Origin of the sequence: Pseudomonas sp. R11F (assembly GCF_050312575.1) — a bacterium.
GTDB lineage: Bacteria > Pseudomonadota > Gammaproteobacteria > Pseudomonadales > Pseudomonadaceae > Aquipseudomonas > Aquipseudomonas palleroniana.
On record NZ_JBNPJU010000067.1, the window covers coordinates 24,244 to 43,483 of the forward strand.

The 19,240-nt window shown below is 61.1% G+C and carries 18 protein-coding genes and 1 pseudogene; 7 read left to right on the plus strand and 12 right to left on the minus strand.

Features of this window, described 5'->3' with window-relative positions:
• Positions 1–9 precede the first annotated feature (9 nt).
• From glgA to ACQRBV_RS20715, 9 genes and pseudogenes are all read right to left on the minus strand, one after another.
• Positions 10–1,563: a glycogen synthase GlgA gene (gene glgA, locus ACQRBV_RS20675; protein WP_205343947.1), complete on the minus strand. Its 1,554-nt coding sequence runs from the start codon at positions 1,561–1,563 to the stop codon at positions 10–12.
• Between the two features lie 473 nt (positions 1,564–2,036).
• Positions 2,037–2,990, minus strand: a complete 954-nt coding sequence (locus tag ACQRBV_RS20680) for a D-2-hydroxyacid dehydrogenase family protein (RefSeq protein WP_411984217.1) — start codon at positions 2,988–2,990, stop codon at positions 2,037–2,039.
• Between the two features lie 25 nt (positions 2,991–3,015).
• Positions 3,016–4,017, minus strand: coding sequence for an alpha/beta fold hydrolase (locus tag ACQRBV_RS20685; RefSeq protein ID WP_411984216.1), 1,002 nt, complete (start codon positions 4,015–4,017; stop codon positions 3,016–3,018).
• 44 nt (positions 4,018–4,061) lie between these two features.
• Complete coding sequence (locus tag ACQRBV_RS20690; protein ID WP_205343944.1) at positions 4,062–4,505, minus strand: YqaA family protein; 444 nt, start codon at positions 4,503–4,505, stop codon at positions 4,062–4,064.
• Positions 4,502–4,948 carry a DUF411 domain-containing protein gene (locus tag ACQRBV_RS20695; RefSeq protein ID WP_411984215.1) on the minus strand — a complete coding sequence of 149 codons (447 nt, stop codon included), beginning with the start codon at positions 4,946–4,948 and terminating at the stop codon, positions 4,502–4,504. The genes ACQRBV_RS20690 and ACQRBV_RS20695 overlap by 4 nt, the downstream gene beginning before the upstream one ends.
• Positions 4,949–5,029: 81 nt before the next feature.
• The gene (locus ACQRBV_RS20700) at positions 5,030–5,488 is read right to left on the minus strand and encodes an SRPBCC family protein (RefSeq protein ID WP_411984214.1); all 459 of its coding nucleotides are present in this window, start codon (positions 5,486–5,488) and stop codon (positions 5,030–5,032) included.
• A 91-nt stretch (positions 5,489–5,579) separates the two neighbouring features.
• Complete coding sequence (locus tag ACQRBV_RS20705; RefSeq protein ID WP_372241658.1) at positions 5,580–6,425, minus strand: methyl-accepting chemotaxis protein; 846 nt, start codon at positions 6,423–6,425, stop codon at positions 5,580–5,582.
• 15 nt (positions 6,426–6,440) lie between these two features.
• Positions 6,441–7,574 (minus strand): annotated as a pseudogene (locus tag ACQRBV_RS20710) (cache domain-containing protein); the annotation flags it as partial.
• A 142-nt stretch (positions 7,575–7,716) separates the two neighbouring features.
• Positions 7,717–8,712, minus strand: coding sequence for an aldo/keto reductase (locus ACQRBV_RS20715; protein ID WP_411984213.1), 996 nt, complete (start codon positions 8,710–8,712; stop codon positions 7,717–7,719).
• A 117-nt stretch (positions 8,713–8,829) separates the two neighbouring features.
• Between ACQRBV_RS20715 and ACQRBV_RS20720 the strand changes: the two genes are divergently transcribed.
• Entirely contained in the window at positions 8,830–9,741 is a 912-nt protein-coding gene (locus tag ACQRBV_RS20720) for a LysR family transcriptional regulator (RefSeq protein ID WP_411984212.1), read from the plus strand.
• Here ACQRBV_RS20720 and ACQRBV_RS20725 read toward each other — a convergent pair.
• The gene (locus ACQRBV_RS20725; RefSeq protein WP_411984211.1) at positions 9,738–10,643 is read right to left on the minus strand and encodes an AraC family transcriptional regulator; all 906 of its coding nucleotides are present in this window, start codon (positions 10,641–10,643) and stop codon (positions 9,738–9,740) included. The two genes, ACQRBV_RS20720 and ACQRBV_RS20725, sit on opposite strands and share 4 nt — an antisense overlap.
• A 102-nt stretch (positions 10,644–10,745) precedes the next feature.
• On the opposite strand from ACQRBV_RS20725, the gene ACQRBV_RS20730 reads away from it, so the two are divergent.
• The 5 genes from ACQRBV_RS20730 to ACQRBV_RS20750 are packed head-to-tail and all read left to right on the plus strand — an operon-like array spanning position 10,746 to position 15,152.
• Complete coding sequence (locus ACQRBV_RS20730; protein WP_244383409.1) at positions 10,746–11,306, plus strand: carboxymuconolactone decarboxylase family protein; 561 nt, start codon at positions 10,746–10,748, stop codon at positions 11,304–11,306.
• Between the two features lie 40 nt (positions 11,307–11,346).
• On the plus strand, positions 11,347–12,408 hold the full coding sequence (locus ACQRBV_RS20735) for an acyl-CoA dehydrogenase family protein (protein ID WP_090370831.1): 1,062 nt from the start codon (positions 11,347–11,349) through the stop codon (positions 12,406–12,408).
• Positions 12,405–13,208: an ABC transporter ATP-binding protein gene (locus ACQRBV_RS20740; protein ID WP_244383410.1), complete on the plus strand. Its 804-nt coding sequence runs from the start codon at positions 12,405–12,407 to the stop codon at positions 13,206–13,208. Before ACQRBV_RS20735 ends, ACQRBV_RS20740 begins: the two co-directional genes overlap by 4 nt.
• Positions 13,195–14,394: an ABC transporter substrate-binding protein gene (locus ACQRBV_RS20745; RefSeq protein ID WP_411984210.1), complete on the plus strand. Its 1,200-nt coding sequence runs from the start codon at positions 13,195–13,197 to the stop codon at positions 14,392–14,394. Before ACQRBV_RS20740 ends, ACQRBV_RS20745 begins: the two co-directional genes overlap by 14 nt.
• Before the next feature lie 35 nt (positions 14,395–14,429).
• The gene (locus ACQRBV_RS20750) at positions 14,430–15,152 is read left to right on the plus strand and encodes an ABC transporter permease (protein WP_411984411.1); all 723 of its coding nucleotides are present in this window, start codon (positions 14,430–14,432) and stop codon (positions 15,150–15,152) included.
• Between the two features lie 69 nt (positions 15,153–15,221).
• Here the strand turns inward: ACQRBV_RS20750 and ACQRBV_RS20755 are convergent, their stop codons facing one another.
• Positions 15,222–18,068 carry a membrane-targeted effector domain-containing toxin gene (locus tag ACQRBV_RS20755; RefSeq protein WP_411984209.1) on the minus strand — a complete coding sequence of 949 codons (2,847 nt, stop codon included), beginning with the start codon at positions 18,066–18,068 and terminating at the stop codon, positions 15,222–15,224.
• A 569-nt stretch (positions 18,069–18,637) separates the two neighbouring features.
• Here ACQRBV_RS20755 and ACQRBV_RS20760 point away from each other — a divergent pair.
• Positions 18,638–18,832, plus strand: coding sequence for a hypothetical protein (locus tag ACQRBV_RS20760; protein ID WP_060752731.1), 195 nt, complete (start codon positions 18,638–18,640; stop codon positions 18,830–18,832).
• A 14-nt stretch (positions 18,833–18,846) separates the two neighbouring features.
• Here the strand turns inward: ACQRBV_RS20760 and ACQRBV_RS20765 are convergent, their stop codons facing one another.
• On the minus strand, positions 18,847–19,224 hold the full coding sequence (locus ACQRBV_RS20765; RefSeq protein WP_411984208.1) for a fe2+ zn2+ uptake regulation protein: 378 nt from the start codon (positions 19,222–19,224) through the stop codon (positions 18,847–18,849).
• Positions 19,225–19,240: the final 16 nt, after the last annotated feature.

Here is a 19,240-nt window from a genome sequence, read left to right on the forward strand (position 1 = left end):
CTCCCTTGATTACTTGGCCGATTTCCCTAAAGCCTTGGCCACCAATTGTTCGTAGAGTTCGGCGTAGGGTTCCACGGCCTGGCACCAGTTGAACGGTTGAGTCATGGCGCGGCTGCGCATCGCATTGAGCAAACCGGGGAAGGCAAATACCTTGAAGGCGCGGGTGAGGGCGGCTTTATAGCTGTCCACCGTGGATTCATTGAACAGGAAGCCGGTCACGCCATCTTCGATAGTGTCGGCCAGGCCGCCGGTATTGCGCGCCACCGGCAGCGAGCCGAAGCGCTGCGCGTACATCTGGCTCAAGCCGCAGGGTTCGTAGCGCGATGGCATCAACAGGAAATCGCTGCCGGCGAACATGCGGCGGGCATCGGTTTCGTTGAAGCCGATCCGCACGCCCACTTGACCGGGAAAGCGCAGGGCCAGCTCGCGCATGGCCTGTTCTTCTTCCGGCTCGCCACGCCCGATAATGGCGATCTGGCCGCCGTTTTCGACGATAAAGCTGGCCACCGCCTCGGTGAGGTCCAGACCTTTCTGATAGACCAGACGCGAGACCACGGCGAACAACGGGCCGGTGGAGTCGTGCAGGCCGAACAGTTCGCGCACATGGGCGGCGTTGATGGCCTTGCCTTCCCAGTCGCCGATGTTGAAATTGTGGGTCAGGTGGGTGTCGGTGGATGTTTCCCAGCTTTCATCAATGCCGTTGGGAATACCGCTGAGCAGACCCTGTTGGGTCTTGCTGGCTAAAAAGCCATCCAGGCCGCAGCCGAATTCGGGGGTAGTGATTTCCTGGGCGTAGGTGGCACTCACCGTGGTGATATGGCTGGAATAGGCCATGCCCGCCTTGAGGAACGACATCTTGCCGTAGAACTCCATGCCTTCCTGTTGCAGGGCATGCGGCGGAATCCCCAGCTCCGGGGTGGACGCCAGGCTGACGACGCCCTGATACGCCAGGTTGTGAATGGTGAACAGGGTCGGCGTGCGTGACCCGCGCCAGTGCATGTAGGCCGGGGCCAGGCCCGCCGGCCAGTCGTGGGCGTGCACCAGGTCCGGGCACCAGTGGATCTGCGCGAGGTTGGCGGCGATGTCGGCGGCGGCCAGGCCCAGGCGGGCGAAGCGGATATGGTTGTCCGGCCAGTCGCGGCCGTTGTTGGCGCCGTAGGGCGTGCCTTCACGCTCGTAGAGTTCGGGGCAGATCAGCACGTAGATGACCAGCCCATCCTTGAGGTCCATGCGTCCGATCTTGCACGGCGGGAGCGCGGCGTGACCGCCCAGCTCGCCAATGATATGAATCGGGTTGTCGCTCTCCATCACTTGCGGATAACCCGGGATCAACACTCGCACATCGTGCAGATGCGCCATGGCGCGGGGCAGGGCGGCAGACACATCGCCCAGGCCGCCGGTCTTCACCAGGTCGGCGAATTCGGAGGTGACGAAGAGGACTTTTTTACGATTGGGGTTGTGACTCACGACCGGCCGCACCGTGTTGATGTCAACTAAAGAGCTCGCCCCGCCAACTGGCTGACTAACACGTTCTCCCTGAATACTTGAAACGGCACTGATCATAGTTCTCTCCACGTGTAGGGTCGGTTAGTGGCCCGCTGCCACTAGCTCGATGACCGCATCCTGCGGCCACGCGCACAAGTGCAATACAATTCTGGCAAGGCTTATGCCAGTTGCACGGTTGGCAGAAATAGATTGGATGGGCGGGCATCGGGGTGTTAATCCAGTGTGCTCGCCCTACCTTAAAACTTGACCAGTGGCCGAGTTGGAAAGTTTAGATTTTTTGCGGGGTTTTTGTTTTGGAACGGACCCATCGGTCATGAGTCTAGGACAGATCCCAGAGCCTGTAGGCTTTCTAAGGAAATTTTGTAGGACAAAAAACTTCTAACCCCAAAACCGCAGGTTGTAGTGAGCGGGCTTGCCCCGCGCTGGAGTGCGAAGCGCTCCCATTCATTTTCCGTCGGCAGTACCGGGGGAAGGCCATCAAAATGCCCCACCCCAGTGCAAACCCGCTCCCAGCATTGGTGCAGGGTGCGTCAGCCCAGCACGCGAATGGGCGTACCGGCCGCCCAAGCTTGAACATCCTCGATCATCTGCTGATAGAACTGCCGGTAATTCTGCTCGCTCACATAACCAATATGGGGCGTGGCCAATACGTTGGGCAGGCGGCGGAAGGGGTGGTCCGCCGGTAGTGGCTCTTCGCCGTATACGTCCAGGGCGGCCCCGGCCAAGCGGCCACTTTCCAGCGCGGCCACCAGCGCCCGTTCATCCACAATCGGCCCGCGTGCGGTGTTCACCAAGCGTGCCGTCGGTTTCATCCAGCCCAGCGCCTGGGCGTCGACCAGCCCGCGGCTGCGCTCGCTGAGTACCAAGTGCACGCTGAGGATGTCGGCTTGTTCAAACAGCGCCTGTTTGCTGACCCAGGTTACACCGCATTGCGCGGCCCGTTCCGGGGTCAGGTTTTCACTCCAGGCGATGACGCGCATACCGAACACCTGGGCAAACTGCGCGACTTTCTGGCCAATGCTGCCCAGGCCGAGAATGCCCAGGGTCTTGCCATACAAGTCGCCGCCCAGGCCGACTTGCCAGCCGCCGGCACGCAACGAGTTGGCTTCGGCCAGCAGGTTGCGGGTGGCGGCCATGATCAAGGCCCAGGTCAATTCCGGCGCTGCCTGTTTATAGCTGTCGGTGCCGCACACCTGAATGCCCAGGGCCTGGGCGGCGGCAATGTCGATAGCGGCATTGCGCATGCCGCCGGTCACCAGCAGCTTGAGATCAGGCAGGCCCCGCAGCAGCGCCTTATCGAAGGTGGAGCGCTCACGCATCACGCAGATCACCTCGAAGCCCTTCAAGCGTTCGATCATCGTCGCGGTGTCTGCCGGGTAGTCGTGCAGGAAGTGCACTTGGCCAACTGGCGCCAGCCCTGACCAATCCACCACGCCACTGGCCACCTGCTGCCAATCATCAATGACTGCTATCTGTAATGACATTCACCCGAGCCTCGATCAAATGGGATTAAAGGGCGTTCAAACCCTGCAACAGTGCCGCGTGAAACTGGGCCGGCTCCTCCATTTGCGGTGCGTGCCCCAGCCCGGGGAACTCCACCAGGGTCGCATGGGGGATCAACTGGGCCACCTGCTTGCCCAACACGGCGTAGTTGCCGATCTTCGCCTTGACCTCAGGTGGCGCAAGGTCCTTGCCGATTGCCGTGGTATCGGCGGTGCCGATCAGCAGCAGGGTCGGCATCTGCAAGTCCTTGAACTCGTAGTACACCGGCTGGGTGAAGATCATGTCGTAAATCAACGCCGAGTTCCAGGCGACCTGGGTATGCCCCGGGCCCTGGTTGAGGCCGGCGAGCATATCTACCCAGCGTTCGTATTCGGGCTTCCAGCGGCCGACGTAATAGGTCTCCTGTTCATACTTGCGGATACCCTCGGCGCTGAGTTTCAACTCTCGCTCGTACCATTGGTCCACGCTGCGATAAGGCACGCCCAGCGCTTTCCAATCTTCCAGGCCAATGGGATTGACCAAGGCCAGCTGTTCGGTTTGTGCCGGGTAGAGCAGTGCGTAACGGGTTGCCAGCATGCCGCCGGTGGAATGGCCGAGGATCGTGGCCTTTTGAATGCCGAGCTTTTCCAGCAACTGATGGGTGTTGATTGCCAATTGCTGGAAGCTGTACTGGTAGTGATCGGGCTTGCTGGAGGTACAGAAACCGATCTGGTCCGGCGCAATCACCCGGTAGCCGGCGTCACTCAGGGCTTTGATCGAACCTTCCCAGGTGGCGCCGCAGAAGTTCTTGCCATGCATCAGCACCACGCTGCGGCCGTTGGCGTGGCCTTTGGCGGGTACGTCCATATAGCCCATTTGCAGGTGTTTGCCTTGGGACTGGAAGTCAAAGTGTTGTACCGGATACGGGTATTCAAAGCCTTGCAACTCAGGCCCGTAGGTAGCGGCAAACGCCGGGGCGGAACCCAGGGCGAACAGGCCGGACAGACAGGCAGCGCGGACGAAAGACATGGGACGTGCTCCGAATAGGATGCCCGGATGCTGTTTGGAGGGGATTAAGTGGGGATTAACACCCAGTGCAACGTCAGCGCCGCGAGCACGCCGTAGCGCAAACCTTTGGCCAGTGTCACCAGGAGCAGGAAGCGCCACAGCGGCTCGCGCATGACGCCTGCGACCAGGGTCAGCGGGTCACCGATAATCGGCACCCAACTGAGCAGCAGCGTCCAGTGCCCCCAGCGCTCATAGTGGCGCCGTGCCGTATCCAGCTGTTTTGTGCTGACGGGAAACCAGCGCCGGGCCTTGAAGTGTTCAACCCAGCGCCCAAGCCACCAGTTCACCAGCGAGCCCAGTACGTTGCCCAAGGTGGCAATGCCCAGCAGCAGCCAGAGGCTGTAGTGCCCGCTGAGCAGCAGCCCGACCAACACCGCTTCGGACTGCAACGGCAGCAGGGTGGCGGCACCGAAGGCCGCCACGAATAAGCCCAGGTAACCTGTGATCATCGTGCCGGGTAGTCAGCCACCACCACATCGCTGCCGTCCCGGGTCAGGCCGATCACTTGATAGGCCTCGCTGTGACCGTCGACTTCCATGCCGGGTGAGCCCATCGGCATGCCCGGCGCGGCAATGCCGAGCAGATCGTCGCGTTTGCGCAAGGCCAGCACCTGTTCGGCGGGCACGTGGCCTTCGACGAACTTGCCGTCGATCACGGCGGTATGGCAAGAGCCCAAGCGCGGTGCCACGCCCAGGCGCTGTTTGACGGCGCTCATATCCGCCTCGACGTGGTCGTTGACCTTAAAGCCGTTGCTTTGCAGATGGCTGATCCACTTTTTGCAGCAACCGCAATTTGCGTCGCGGTGCACATCGATCGAGATCAGGTCGGCTGCCTGGGCCAGGGTGCTGGTGAACAGGGCTGAAAGCAGGGCCAAACGCAATGGGTTTTTCATTCGGGTGTCGTCCAATACCGGGCAGTAAGCCGGGCATTCTCCCTGCTTTTTTGGTTGGGACACTGTTGTAATGTTTCTAAATTATACGAGGGGCGGGTTTTCCAGCCTGCATTTGAGCCGGTCGAGGGCCGTAGCCGAAAGCTGGACCATGCGCTCACGCAAGCTGGTCAACTGCAACTCGGTTTCATAGATCAGCACGCGCTTGAACAACGTGCCGCCTTGATGGGGCACCAGGAAATAGTGAATGGAGCCGTCAACGGCCAGAGACGTGAACACGGTCTTGAATTCGCTGGGCGGCCGGGCGATCTGCACGCGATAACTCATGGGCACCCGTACGCCCATGAGATCGATAATTTCCGTGAAGCGAGTGCCGGCCGGCAGTGAACCGCTGGTGCCGGTCTCGGCGCTGAGTGAGGTCGGGTGCCATTCGTGCCAGCGATCCGGCTGGGTCACGTAATCGTAGACAAGGTCGATGGGGGCCTGAATAAAACGTTCCTGACTGACCTGCTCCAAGCGGATCGAATGCTCAACAACGTGCATCACACACCTCCTGTGTGGCGGGAATTTGCACTAGGAACTGTCAGAATAGTCCCACTCCCGAGCATTGCACGGGAGTGTTCCAGTGTTTTTTTCAGCGCACCTTGAAGCGACTCATCAACGCAATCACTCGGCCATTAGCGTCCAGCAGGCTCTGGGTATTGCTTTGCGTGGCATGCCCGCTATGCACCAGCTCCTCGACCATTTGTCGGATCTGCACCATGCTGCGGTTGATCTCCTCGGTCACTGCGCTTTGCTGCTCGGCGGCCGTGGCGATCTGGGTGCTGAGGTTATTGATATGGCTGACCGAGCCGGCCATCTCATCCAGGCCGGTGTTGACCCGCGCCGTGGCGTCCGCTGCCGACTGGCAACTGGCCTGGGTGTTTTCCATGGCGGCCACCGACGAACTCACGCCGCTGGTCAAGCGTGCCAGCATCTCGTTGATCTGCGACGTGCTGGCCTGGGTGCGCGCCGCCAGCGCACGTACCTCATCGGCGACGACCGCAAACCCACGGCCTTGCTCACCCGCGCGGGCCGCTTCGATGGCCGCGTTGAGAGCCAGCAGGTTGGTCTGGCCGGCAATCGCGCCGATTACCCCCAGGGTCTCGGTGATGCGCGCGGCGTCCTGGCGCATGTTCTCCACGGTATGGGTTGCGCTGGCGACTTCGTCGATCAGGGCGCTGACGCTACTGGACGCTTCGCCCACGACCACACGGGAGTGATCGGCGTGCTCGTTGGCTCGCTGGGTGAACGAGGCGGTTTCAGCGGCGCTTTGCGCGACGGTGTCGGCGGTGGAACTCATTTCGGTGATCGCCGTGACGGTCTGGTCGGTCTCGCTGGCATGCCGCATCAGGATCTGGTTGGTGTGCGCCGAGGTTTGCTGCAACTGCTCAAGGCTCGACGACATCGCACCGGTGGCCTGGGTCACCTCGCCGATCATGTTTTGCAGGTAGACGATAAAGCGGTTCACCGAATGACCGATGGCGCCCAGTTCGTCTTCGGCGCGGATGGTGATCCGCCGCGTCAGGTCGGCATCCCCGGTGGACAGCGCGTCGATGTTGGTTTTCAGCGTCTTCATGCGCTGTACCAGCTTGCGAATGGCATAGACGGCCAATATCACCAGCAGCAACACCATCGGAATTTGCAGCAGGGCCAAGCTGCTGAGCACGTCATCGCGTTGCGCCGTAATCAGCGAAGTCGGCAGGGCGGTGGCGAGGAACCAGGGCGTGCCCTCGATGGCGCGAAAGTAGAAGGTACTGGCCACGCCCTGGTTGTCGAACTCGCTGCGTTGCAGCGCCTGGTCGCGGTGGGCGAGGGCCTGGCTGACCTGGGCGGCGAACGCCGAGGTGCCGGCCAGTTCGCTGATGTTTTTCAAGACCACCGGGCCGCTGATGCGCGAGCTGTTGCTGATGATCTTGCCGTCGCCCTCGACGATCAGCATCTGCCCGCCGATGTCTTTTTCCTTGTTGGCCACCAACTCATTGAAGAAACCCAGCGTCACGTCGATGGTGGCCACGCCATAGGCGGCACCGTCACGCTGGATCGCCATGGCGCAGTTGGTGCGCGGCTCCTGGCTGGCGTCGTCCTTGTAGGCGGCGGCCCAGGCACACTGGCCACGGGGGGAGGCGAGGCCGCCCTTGTACCAGCTCTGGTCGTAATAGTTGGGCGCGGCGTCACTGTTCCAGAAGGTGTTGACCGCCAACTTGCCCGAGGCGTCGCGGTGCCAGAACGTGCTGTGTTTATTGCGCCCCGGGGTGCGCTGGTTGGGCAACGGCCAGATCCCGCCACCAAACACTTTCAGCTCACCATATTGGTCCACCAGGCCAGGCAGCACCTTATCAATGGCGTCGCTGTCGAGCAGGGGAATGGTTTGGGTGATGGTGCGTTGCTGGGCCTGGACCTTGTTCAGCTCGCCCTGGATCTGTTCGGCGACTTCACTGATGCGGTTGAGCACGACCTGTTCTTCGGTATGGCGCAGCTTGGGCGCGACCAACTGGCCGATACCCACGACGGTCAATACAAATAACACCAGGACGAACAGCACCAGAAACAGGGTATAGCGGGCTTGGATGGAGCGCAGTGCAGGCATGGGACCGTCCTTACGAAGCGTTTATTGTCGACGCGGCTTTGTTGGAGCTTCGTAGGGCTATCGGCTTGGGATGACGGAGCTTTAGGTACTATCGTGCAAGAAAGTGGCAGCGCCGGCCGGCGGCGCTGCCAAGTGCTGCGGATCAGATATCCAGCATGGCCATGACTTCTTCCGGGTAGCGCGAACCTGCGGTTGCATCGGCCGGGAAAATCGCATTCAACGCGGCGCGCTCAGCCTCGCTCAGTACGATCGAAACCGCCGCGACGTTCTCCTCCAGGTACTTGCGTTGCTTGGTGCCCGGAATCGGCACGATGAAATCACCCTGCGCCAGCACCCACGCCAACGCCAGTTGCCCGGCGGTCACACCTTTGTCCGCCGCCAGGGTTTGCACCTGTTTGACCAGCCGCAGGTTTTTCGCAAAGTTCTCGCCTTGGAAACGTGGGTTGAAGCGACGGTAGTCATCGGCGGCGAAGTCGTCCGGGCTTTTCAGTGCGCCGGTGAGGAAACCGCGCCCGAGCGGGCTGTACGGTACAAAGGCGATGCCCAGCCGCTGGCAGGCGGCGAGGCAGCCGTTGTCTTCCTGGTCTCGGCTCCACAGCGAATATTCGCTTTGCAGGGCCGTGATGGGGTGCACCTTATGGGCGCGCTCCAGGGTGGCGGCGCTGGCTTCGCTCAGGCCCAGGTAACGGACTTTGCCCTGTTTGACCAACTCGGCCATGGCGCCGACGGTTTCTTCGATGGCCACATCCGGGTCGATACGGTGCTGGTAGTACAGGTCCAGGGTTTCAATGCCCAGCCGCTTCAGCGTGCCGTCGATGGCGTTGCGGATGTAGTCGGGGCGGCCATTCACGCCGCGCAGTGCCGGGTTGGCCGGGTCGCGCACGATGCCGAACTTGCTGGCCAGAAATACCTGGTCGCGCTTGCCGACGATGGCGTTGCCGATCAGTTTTTCATTGGTATGCGGGCCGTACATGTCGGCGGTATCGAGGAAGTTGACCCCCAGTTCCAGGGCGCGGTGCAGGGTGGCGATGGCCTCCCGGGTGTCAGTGCCGGTCGTGTAGAAATCGGTCATACCCATGCAGCCGAGGCCGATGGCGCTGACTGTGGGACCGTTTTTGCCGAGTTGACGAGTGTGCATGGGTTCAGCTCCTGTGTGGGGAAGGTCGCCATTGTTATCCTCGACAAAACTTAGATAAACCGGCTAAAAGCACTATCAGTATTCGTAAAATCTAAATAATCCAGGAGAAACCGGCCCTTGGACCGTTTTAATGCAATGCGCGTGTTTACCCGGATTGTCGAACTGGGCGGGTTTGCCAAGGCGGCTGACAGCCTGCAACTGCCACGGGCATCGGTGACCATCCTGATCAAGCAATTGGAAGCCCACCTGGGGGTGCAACTGTTGCAGCGCACCACGCGCCAGGTCAGCCCGACGTTGGACGGCGCCGCGTATTACCAACGCTGTGTGCAGTTGCTGGCGGACCTGGAGGAAACCGAGGCGGTGTTTTCCACGCGCCGCCAGAACCCGCGCGGCACCTTGAGCATCGATATGCCGTCAGGTATCGGGCGTTTTATCGTGATCCCGGCGTTGCCGAGCTTTACCGCCCGTTACCCGCAGATCGACCTGGAGATCGGCCTCAACGACCGCCCGGTGGACCTGATCCGCGAAGGCGTGGATTGCGTGCTGCGCGGCGGCCCGGCCCTGGATGAATCGTTGGTGGCGCGGCCTTTGGTGATGCTCGATCAAATGACCTTGGCCAGCCCGGATTACCTGGCGCGCATGGGCGTCCCGCAGTGCATCGACGACCTGGCCGGGCATCGGATGGTCGAGTACATCTCCAGCGCCAGCGGCAAACGGTTTGGCCTGGAATTCCAGATCGGCGATGCACTGCGCCCGGTCAACCTGGCCAAGACCGTTGCGGTCAACAGCGCTGACGGTTATTTCGCCGCCTGCGAGACGGGTTACGGCTTGATCCAGGCGCCGCACTATCATGCAATGGCGCGCCTGGAGCAGGGCACGCTGGTGGAAGTGCTGCCCCAGCTGGCGGTGCCGCCGATGGCCTTGACGGCGCTGTACCCACCGCACCGCCAGTTGTCGCTGCGGGTGCGGGTGTTTGTCGATTGGCTGGTGGAACTGTGCGCTCGACCGGGCAATGGCTTGCGGCGCTAGGCTTGTGCCCGGCGATAGGCGCCCGGTTGCTGCCCGGTGACTTTATGGAAGGCCCGGGTAAAGGCGGCGACCGACTGGTAACCCACCGCCAGCGACACGTCGGCCACGGTCTGGTCCTGCTTGAACAACTGGCAGGCATGGCGCATGCGCATGATCAGCAGCACTTGCCCCGGCGACTGCCCGCACAATTCGTTGAAACGCTTGAAGAACGCCGAGCGCGACAACCCGGTGCAGGCCGCCATGCTTTCCAGGGTCCAGGGATCGGCCGGGCGGGCGATCAACTGTTCCAGCAACTGCGCAAACGCCGGTTGCCGACCCAGCGCGGCCAGGCCGCCGAGATCGGTGTTGTCGATGACTTGCTGGCGCAACACATACAGGAACAACAAATGGCAAAGACGCTCAAGCAAGGTGGGAGAGGGCGCGGGGATACGCTGGCACTCTTGCAGGATCAGTTCGAACAGATTGCGTGCGGCGGTCAGTGACGGGTCACCGGCGCGCAGAATGATCCAGGCGGGCAGGGTATCGACAATCATGGCCGACAAGCCGGACTGGAAATGAAAGAAACCGCAGACCAGCCCCACGCCGTCATTGGCGGTGCTGTCCAGGGGCAGCATCGGGCGCCGTGGACATTCTTGGGCGCCGGCGGCCGTGGCTTCACCCGAGAGCCGATAGGCCAGGTCACGCAAGAGAAACACGGCGTCGCCATTATTCAAGCGCTGGGGCACGGGATCGTCTTCGATATGCAGCCAGCATTCACCCTGCACAATCAGATGGAAACTGGCGCTGGCCAGGCCATGCGTACTGGCATGCCAGTCGCCGCAATAGCGGCCGACATGGAACAGGCTGGTATCGAGTTCGAGGCTGTCTAATAACCAATCGACAAGGGCACTGGACGAATTCATCTAAAGGAAAGACTCAAGAGCAAGTAATCGCTACTTTAGCCTATTGAGTCGATTTTTTATAACCAACAGACTGGTTACACGAACCCATCAGGAGACCACTCCATGTCCCGTGTACCCTTGTTGACCCCGGAAACCGCGCCGGAAGCCGCCAAGCCTTTCCTTGAAAATGCACAGAAAGCCTCGGGGTTCATCCCTAATCTGCTTGCCGTATTGGCTAACGCACCAGCGGCCCTGGAAACCTACGTCACGGTGTCCGGCCTCAACGCCAAGGCGGAACTGAGCCTGGCCGACCGTGAAGTGGTGCAATTGATTGCGGCCACCACCCACGGTTGCGATTTTTGCGTCGCCGGCCATACCGCCGTGGCGCGCAACAAAGCCAAGTTGCCTGAAGAAGTGATCGACGCGCTGCGCCAGCGCGGTGAGCTGCCCAACGCCCGCTATGAGACACTCGCCGCGTTTACCCGTGAAGTGATCGCCACCCGTGGCGATGTCAGCGACGCCGGTTTTGAGGCGTTTCTCGCCGCCGGTTATACGCAGGGTCAGGCGTTGGAGGTTATTTTGGGCGTCAGCCTGGCAACCCTGTGCAACTTCGCTAACGTGTTTGCGCGTACCCCGCTGAACCCTGAGTTGGCGCAATACCGTTGGGAACAACCGGCCAGCTGAATCGGCGATGGTCCACCTGCTGTAAAAAGGAGATACATAAATGCTTGACCCAATCTTGAGCCGTTGGCTCGATGTTCAAGCGCAGGCCCTGGATGTGGGCAGTTGCGATCCGCAGGAAGTGTTGCCACGCCTGGCACAAGCCGACGTATTACGTATCGGCGTGCCGAAGCACCTCGGCGGCCTGGGCGGTGATGTGGCCGGTGCGGTGGAAGCGATCGCCAATGTCGCCAGCCACTCCCTGGCGGCGGCGTTTGTCTGCTGGGGCCAGCGCTCCTTTATCGAATATTTGCTGCAAAGCCCGAATGAACGGCTGCGTGACCAACTGATGCCGGACTTGCTCAGCGGCAAGCTGGCCGGGGCCACGGGGCTGTCGAATGCGATGAAGTTTTTGTCCGGAATAGAGGCGTTGCAGATCAGCGCCGAACCCACCGCCGACGGCTGGACCCTCAACGGTCGCCTGCATTGGGTGACCAACCTGCGCAAGAACGGTTTTGTCGCGGCGGCGGCGATCGAGGACGCTCAGGGTGGAGCGCCGTTTATCCTGGCGATCCCGGATTCCGTGGCGGGTTTGCAGCGCTCCCGCGACTTGGACCTGCTGGGCCTGCAATCGAGCAATACGGCCGCCCTGGGCCTGGAAGGCGTCGCGCTGAGTCGTGACTGGTTGTTGCATGAGGATGCGCGCAAGTTCCTGCCGGCAGTACGCCCGGCGTTCCTGGGGTTGCAATGTGGCATGTCGATAGGCCTGGCCCGCCGCTCCCTGGCAGAGGTGGCCAACCATTTGGGCGCCAGCCGCACCGTATTGCGCGATGAATTGGAAGCGCTGCGCGTAACCCTGGATCATCTGGTCACCGAGCTCAAGAATGGCTTGCTCGCCGGACGTTTCGCCGCAGAGCCGGTGCCGCTGTTCAAGCTGCGCATCGCCCTGGCCGAAACCGCCGGCAGTGCCGTGCAACTTGAGTTGCAGGCGAGCGGCGGCAAGGCTTACCTCACCGCCCACGGCAGCGGCTTCGCCCGGCGCTGGCGAGAGTCGGCCTTTGTGCCGATCGTGACCCCAAGCCTGGTGCAACTGCGCACCGAGCTGCAGCGCCAGGCCAGCCTGTGAGCCGGGCGGTACTGAGCGCCCAGGGCATTTGCCTGGGGTACACCGCCGGCCCGGTGCTGCAAGGTTTTGACTTGCATTTGCAAGCCGGTGAAGTGGTGTCGATCCTGGGTCCCAGCGGCGTCGGCAAGTCGAGCCTGCTGCGGGTGCTCGCCGGTTTGCAGGCACCCCAGGGCGGTACTGTCACCGTGCTGGGTGAACCGTTGAACGGCCCGCACCCGCGTGTGGCGGTCGCCTTTCAAGACCCCAGCTTGTTGCCCTGGCTGAACCTGGAAAAGAATGTCGCCTTTGGCCTGGATTTCGACCGCCAACCGCGCTTGAGCCACGAACAGCGCCGTCAGCGGGTCGACCATGCGATCGCCGCCGTCGGCCTGCAACACGCGCGCCAGCAGTTTCCGGCACAGCTGTCCGGCGGTATGGCCCAACGTACGGCGCTGGCCCGCTGCCTGGCGCGGCAACCGCAGGTGCTACTGCTGGATGAGCCATTCGGCGCCCTGGACGAAGTGACCCGCGCCGATATGCAGCACCTGTTGCTCAAGGTCAACCGCGAGCAAGGCTCGGCGGCGGTATTGATCACCCACGATATTGACGAAGCGCTGCTGTTGTCCGACCGCATCCTGCTACTGGGCAACCGCCCGGCGCGCACGTTGGGCGAATGGCACATCGACCTGCCGCAACCTCGGGAAGAGCAGGTGGAGGCCATCGGTGCGCTGCGTATCGACATTCTGAAAACCTTACGGCAGGCGAGCCGCCCTCAACCCAACCCCCTTGATCAACAGGAGCTTAACCATGTGTCTGGATGACCTGACCCACTCGCGCCGTGACTTTCTCAAACTTTCGGCGGTGCTCAGTGCCGCCGGTGCCTTGCCCCTGCTGAGCAGCCTGCAAGCGCGCGCCGCCAGCGAGCCGGACGCGCCGGTACGCATCGGCTATCTGCCGATCACCGATGCGACGCCACTGTTGGTCGCGCATAACAACGGCCTGTTCGAAGCCGAAGGCATCAAGGCCGAGCGCCCGGTGCTGTTGCGCAGTTGGGCCCAGGTGATCGAGGCGTTCATTTCCGGGCAGGTCAACGTGATTCATCTGTTGTCGCCGATGACCGTCTGGGCGCGTTACGGCAGCCAAGTGCCGGCCAAGGTGGTGGCGTGGAACCACGTCGGCGGCTCCGGCTTGACCGTGGCCCCCGGGATTACCGATGTGAAGCAATTGGGCGGCAAGTCGGTGGCGATTCCCTTCTGGTATTCGATCCACAACGTGGTGGTGCAGCAGTTGTTCCGCGACAACGGCCTGACCCCCGTGGCTCGCGCCGCAGGCACTGCCATCGCGGCCAACGAGGTCAACCTGATCGTGCTGCCCCCTTCAGACATGCCGCCGGCCCTGGCCAGCAAGCGCATCGACGGCTACATCGTTGCCGAACCGTTCAATGCCCTGGCCGAAAACCTCAAGGTGGGCCGCGTGCAACGTTTTACCGGCGATGTGTGGCGCAATCACGCGTGCTGCGTGGTGTTCATGCACGAGCATGACCTGGCCAACCGTCCCGAGTGGTCGCAGAAGGTGGTGAACGCTATCGTCAAGGCCCAGGTGTGGACCCGTGACAATCGCGAAGCGGCGGTGAAATTGCTCTCCAAGGACGGCCCGAACCGCTACACGCCCCATGCCGAACCGGTGTTGAGTAAAGTCCTGGCACCGCTGGCCGGCGACCGCGCCGCCTACCTGGCCGATGGCTCGATCCGGCATGCTGACTGGGACGAACACCGTATCGACTTTCAACCTTACCCGTTTCCCAGCTACACCGAAGAACTGGTGCGCCGCCTGAAGGAGACCCTGATCGAAGGTGACAAGAAATTCCTCGCCGACCTTGACCCTGCGTTTGTCGCCAAGGACCTGGTGGATGACCGCTTCGTGCGTAACGCCATCAAGGCCGTCGGCGGCATGCAGACGTTCGGTTTGCCGGAAGGGTTTGAGCGGCACGAGGAGATCGGCGTTTGAACAACCGCGTAATCCCGGGCTGGCTGCTCGGGTTGATGGGCTTGGCAGGCTTGCTGGGGCTGTGGTGGCTGGGGGTCAAGGTGTTTGGCGAGGCGGACGGTTTGTCGGCGCGCTTCTCGCTGGCGGCCACCGCCGGCAGCTTGTGGGAACTGCTGGGGCGTGGTGAGCTGTACCTGCACGTTGCGGTGAGCCTCAAACGCATCTTCGTCGGCTTGTTCCTGGCGTTGTTGGCAGGGGTACCGTTGGGGTTGCTGGTAGGGAGCTCGCGTAACTTGGAGGCCGCGACGACACCCGCGTTTCAGTTTCTGCGGATGATCTCACCGCTGTCCTGGATGCCTATCGTGGTGATGCTGATGGGCGTCGGCGACCAGCCGATCTACTTCTTGCTGGCCTTTGCCGCCGTATGGCCGATCATGCTCAATACCGCTGCCGGCGTGCGCCAGTTGGACCCGCGCTGGCTGCAGTTGAGCAAGAGCTTGAGCGCCACGCGCTGGGAGACGTTGCGCCGGGTGATCATTCCCGGTGTGGTAGGGCATGTGCTGACGGGGGTGCGCCTGGCTATCGGGATCTTGTGGATCGTGCTGGTGCCGTGCGAAATGCTCGGGGTCAGTGCCGGGTTGGGCTACTACATTCTCGATACCCGCGATCGGTTGGCGTATTCGGAGTTGATGGCCATGGTGGTGTTGATCGGGCTGCTGGGCTTTGTGCTGGATGCGTTGGCGCGCTGGCTGCATCAGCGGTGGGTGCATGCGCGTTGATACGGCTCATCGGGTACCTTGACCCGTGGCGAGGGAGCAAGCTCCCTCTCCACGGGGTGTTCGCTGCGTCTAGGGTTTCATGTAGATCTGCAAGTCGCCAGGCACATCCCCCGGTTTCAAGGGCTTCATGGGGTCGGGCGGCTGACGGGTGTCTTTGAGGCCGATGGACTTCACGATGCCCGGGTTGTCGAATACGCCGATACCGATGGCGCCTGTCAGCTCGGCCAGGCCCGGAACGCCCTCGGCGGTGTTCATGTGAGAGGCGCCCACCAGGGCAATCCATTTTTCGGTGCCCGAGTTGGCCTGGATGACCTCCGAGGCGTGGTAGTTGAACTCCTGAAGCCGTTGTACAGAGCCGGAACCTGTTGTGGTGGCGCCATAGAGCGCCTTTACGTCCTTGTGCCGCGTCAAATAATAGTGGTCCAGAGGCAAGACCTCGATGCCCTTGCTTTCAAATAGTTTTTTAAGCTCCTCGAATGTCGGGCTGGTGCGCGGCATCTGTTTGCCGAGCATGCCGATGCCGTCGTCCACCAGGCCGTAGGGAGGCAAATCGATCAGGCCTTCGAAATACACCTTTTTAACTTTTTGGCTGACAAGCGTATCAATCTGCTGTGCCAGCATTTTGAAACTGGCCATCTGATCATGCTTCTCCCCAAACACGATCCCATCCGCAGCTTGCAAGGAGCGGCTAATCAGCTCGGGTATTTCGACCTCTCCCGCCAGGGATGGCAGCGTCGGGCGCGGCACTGGGTTGAGGGCTATCTCGTCATAAAATTCGAACATGTCATCCACGAATTTTTTGAAGGTTTCATCTTTTCCATCACCTCGAATGAAATGGCCGGCTTCCAGTTTGCCTTTCGTGGCTTCCGAGTAGCTGCCTTCGGGCAATTCCTTGCGGGTAATTTGGGGCCGTTGACGCAGGCCACTCTGGTGATAGGGATGAACGCGGTGTGTGCCCGGGGTGTGGGTGTTGGGGCTGGGCGCCAATGTCTGCAGGGCCGAGAAGTCCTCAAGGGGGGAGCCGTAGGGCTGCATCTTGTCTGCATCGAAGGCATACCATTTACCGTTGAGCAACACGGCACTGCCTTCGACGGTGTGCTCGCCCAATTTAAAGGTCCCGTTGGCGGCTGACTCAAAGTGTTTGCTGGCTTCCAGCAAATCTACGCGGGTGGCGGTGCCGCGCAGTTTTTTAATGCCTTGCGCGGCAGTGCTCAACCCGCAGGTCAGTAGTTTTCCAGCCCCCACCCAGAGCTCGCCGGTACCGCTCAGCGGGTTGAGTTCACTCAGGGTGACGGTGCCGAAGATTTTTCCGACCTTGAGCACTTTGCTGACGGCGGAGCCGGTACTTTTCAAGGCTTTGAGTACCTTGCCGCCCGCCCCGAGGCCCGCCGTGACAAGCGCAAAAATATCCAGCGTCAAGTCGAAGGCGCCTGCACCGTAGTGACCGGCGCGGAAGTTGACGATGGCTGACCTGAGCGGCACAAGGTCCAGCAGAAAATCGGCGATGGCTGCTTGCTGCCCTCGCTCTACGTCATAGGAGGTAAGCCCCCGCGCCTGTTGCTCAAGGCCGAGGGCCGCGATGTAAACCTCGGCGATGTGCTGGCTGCGTTCGCTGGAGAAGCTTTTGGGGACGCCGGGGCTAATCCTGACGTCCTGTAGCGTTTGCGCATTTTTGCCTTGCGGCTGCACCCGTTCGGCCTGGAACAGGGTGCTGCCGTTTCGGCTACTTTTGAGGTCGTTGAGGTTGGGCCGCTTTGTCAGCAAGCCGTTTTCCGGGTCCAGCGCATAAAGATGGGTTTCTTTATTGCGCGTGACTTTCAGCAGCAGGCGGTTTTTTTGCTCGGTCAGTTCAGGAGCATCGAGAAAGCCCGTGCCGATTTTGTAAGTCCCTTCCTTGTAAAACTCGATCTTTCCTTGTTCAAGGTTTTCCCGATCCTCCAGCGGCAGGTTGGCGATCAGGTATTTGACGAGTGTCTGGTGGAGTTGCTTTTGCGCGTCCAGCGCGGAGTTGAATGCCTGCAGGATGTTTGCGTCTGCGCTCCGGCTGAACGTATTGAAACGCTTGAGCGGCACGTCTTTATCAAAGGTCTGCCATTCTTCGCCAGGGGGCAGTGTGTGTCCCTCCATGATGATGTCGAGCATTGAGCGTGCACCCGGATTGAACTCGCGGTGCTTGATCGACAGTACTCGTTTCTCGAAGACGTCATCCGCCACATCCGGAAAATGCGCCTTTAGCGCGGCCAGGGCCATGGCCTTGCGACTGGGCAGTGCGTCACCCAGTCGGCTGGAGGCAATATGCAGGGCGTCCTGTTGAGCGTTGAAGGCAGTTTGCGCACCGGCTATTTCTTCGCTGTCGTAGTGATCGTCATAGCGCTTGGGAAGGTGACCATTGCACACCGCCCAATCGATCAGCGCGTTCAGCAGCGTCGTGTCGGCGGGTGGAATCTGCGAGGCGTCGGCATCGATCATGACCTGGGCATAGGTTTTGTGGCGGACCGAGCCGGGGGCTTGGGCTTCCTGTGTGGCCACATTGATGCAGAAGTTGGCCCATGCCTGGCTGCCACAGACCACCTGAGGGGGAATGTCCTTGACCAGAAATTCGGGCGCCCGGGCTGCCAATATCAGGCGGGCCGCCAACTGGCCCCGGCCTTTTGCGGTCCTGCCTTGCTGTTCCAGATGGTGGGCCAGTTCATTGATCACTTCTGCGGCGGATTTGCCCCAATGGCGCTCGCTTGCAAGGTCGAAATTGGCCACTCTGTTGCGATGGGGCGTGTTGATCGATTCGGGGTCGAGACCAATATGGATCGCCGTCAGCACATAGTCCGTCACACTGGTATCGGTCTCGATGCCGTCAAGTCGGGTCCGGATGGCGTTGCCCAATACCCGCGCCTGGGGCGTCTTGAGCAGGGTTTCCAAAGCCTTGTCCAGGTCGGTTAATGCCTCAGTGGACAACGGCTGTAGGTTCATCAGGTAGTCCAGCGCTCCCGCACGTCCCAGCCGAACGAAGCCGGGCAGGTTGGGCGTATTGTCGGTGACCAGGGTTTCAATGGCGCGTTGCTGTTCGATACTCGGTGGAACGGCCCAGGACAAGGCACCGCCGAGATTGCCCAAGGGCGGCAAGGTCGGGCGGCTATCGATTGGAAGACTTTCCGTTGGAAAAAACGTCTGGCCTGTAATGGATTGCGGCAATGCAGGTGGGGAGAGCGGCGAAGGGCTTATGAGCATTGGCGTTAACACCTGTGTTCGTACCGGAAAGATGCACCTTCCCTAGGTCGATCCCTAGTGTCAGGCACTCTTCTGAGGTGTTGAAAACAGGTGTTTGGGTTCCAGCGCCAGGCGGTTGAGAGTGTAAGAGCCGATCTCGCGGAGCCAAACGTTTACATCGCCTGTAACATAGGCGCTGGCCGACTCACCGATCTATCCCCGTTAACGGATAGGTCGCGGCGTTACAAAGTGGACACACTCTCTAGGTTCAGGAACCCGTCATGACCCAAAAGCAACGTTTGAAATATTCCATTCTGATTTCCCTGATCGTACTGGCGACCATGCTTGGCCTGTCTCACCTTCAGAACACTGGGGTTATCAGCGAGAAAACCTTCCAGTACATCGCCATCGCCGTGGCAGTGGTCGTGGTGGTCATCAACGGCATCATGCGGCGCAAGGTCAAGCCTGGCTTCTGATCTCGCGGCGGGATTCAAGCGCGGCCGTCGAGCACTTTGGCAGCCTCTTCATGCAGGCTGTAGCTTTTGTCGGCATTGAGGGTGAGCACGCCCTCGCTGCACAGGCGCTTGAGCACCTCGCGCACGCTGAGAAACGACAGTGGGATGCCCAGCTCGAGCAAATGGCTGTGCACGCCACGTACCCCCAGGGTGCGCTGGTTGTTCGCGGCAGTGAGCAGGGCGTCAATGACTTTCAGCCGGATCAGGCTGGTGCGCAGGCCGAAGCACTTGAGCAAATGGCGAATGCGCTGGTTGCCTTGCTGTTCAGTGGCTTTGCCAAGCGCTTGGGTGCCGGCGCTGAAATTGGCATCCGCCAGTGAGTGTCCGTCCGTGGGCAGTTGCGAGTTGTACATGCAAAAAACTCCTTAT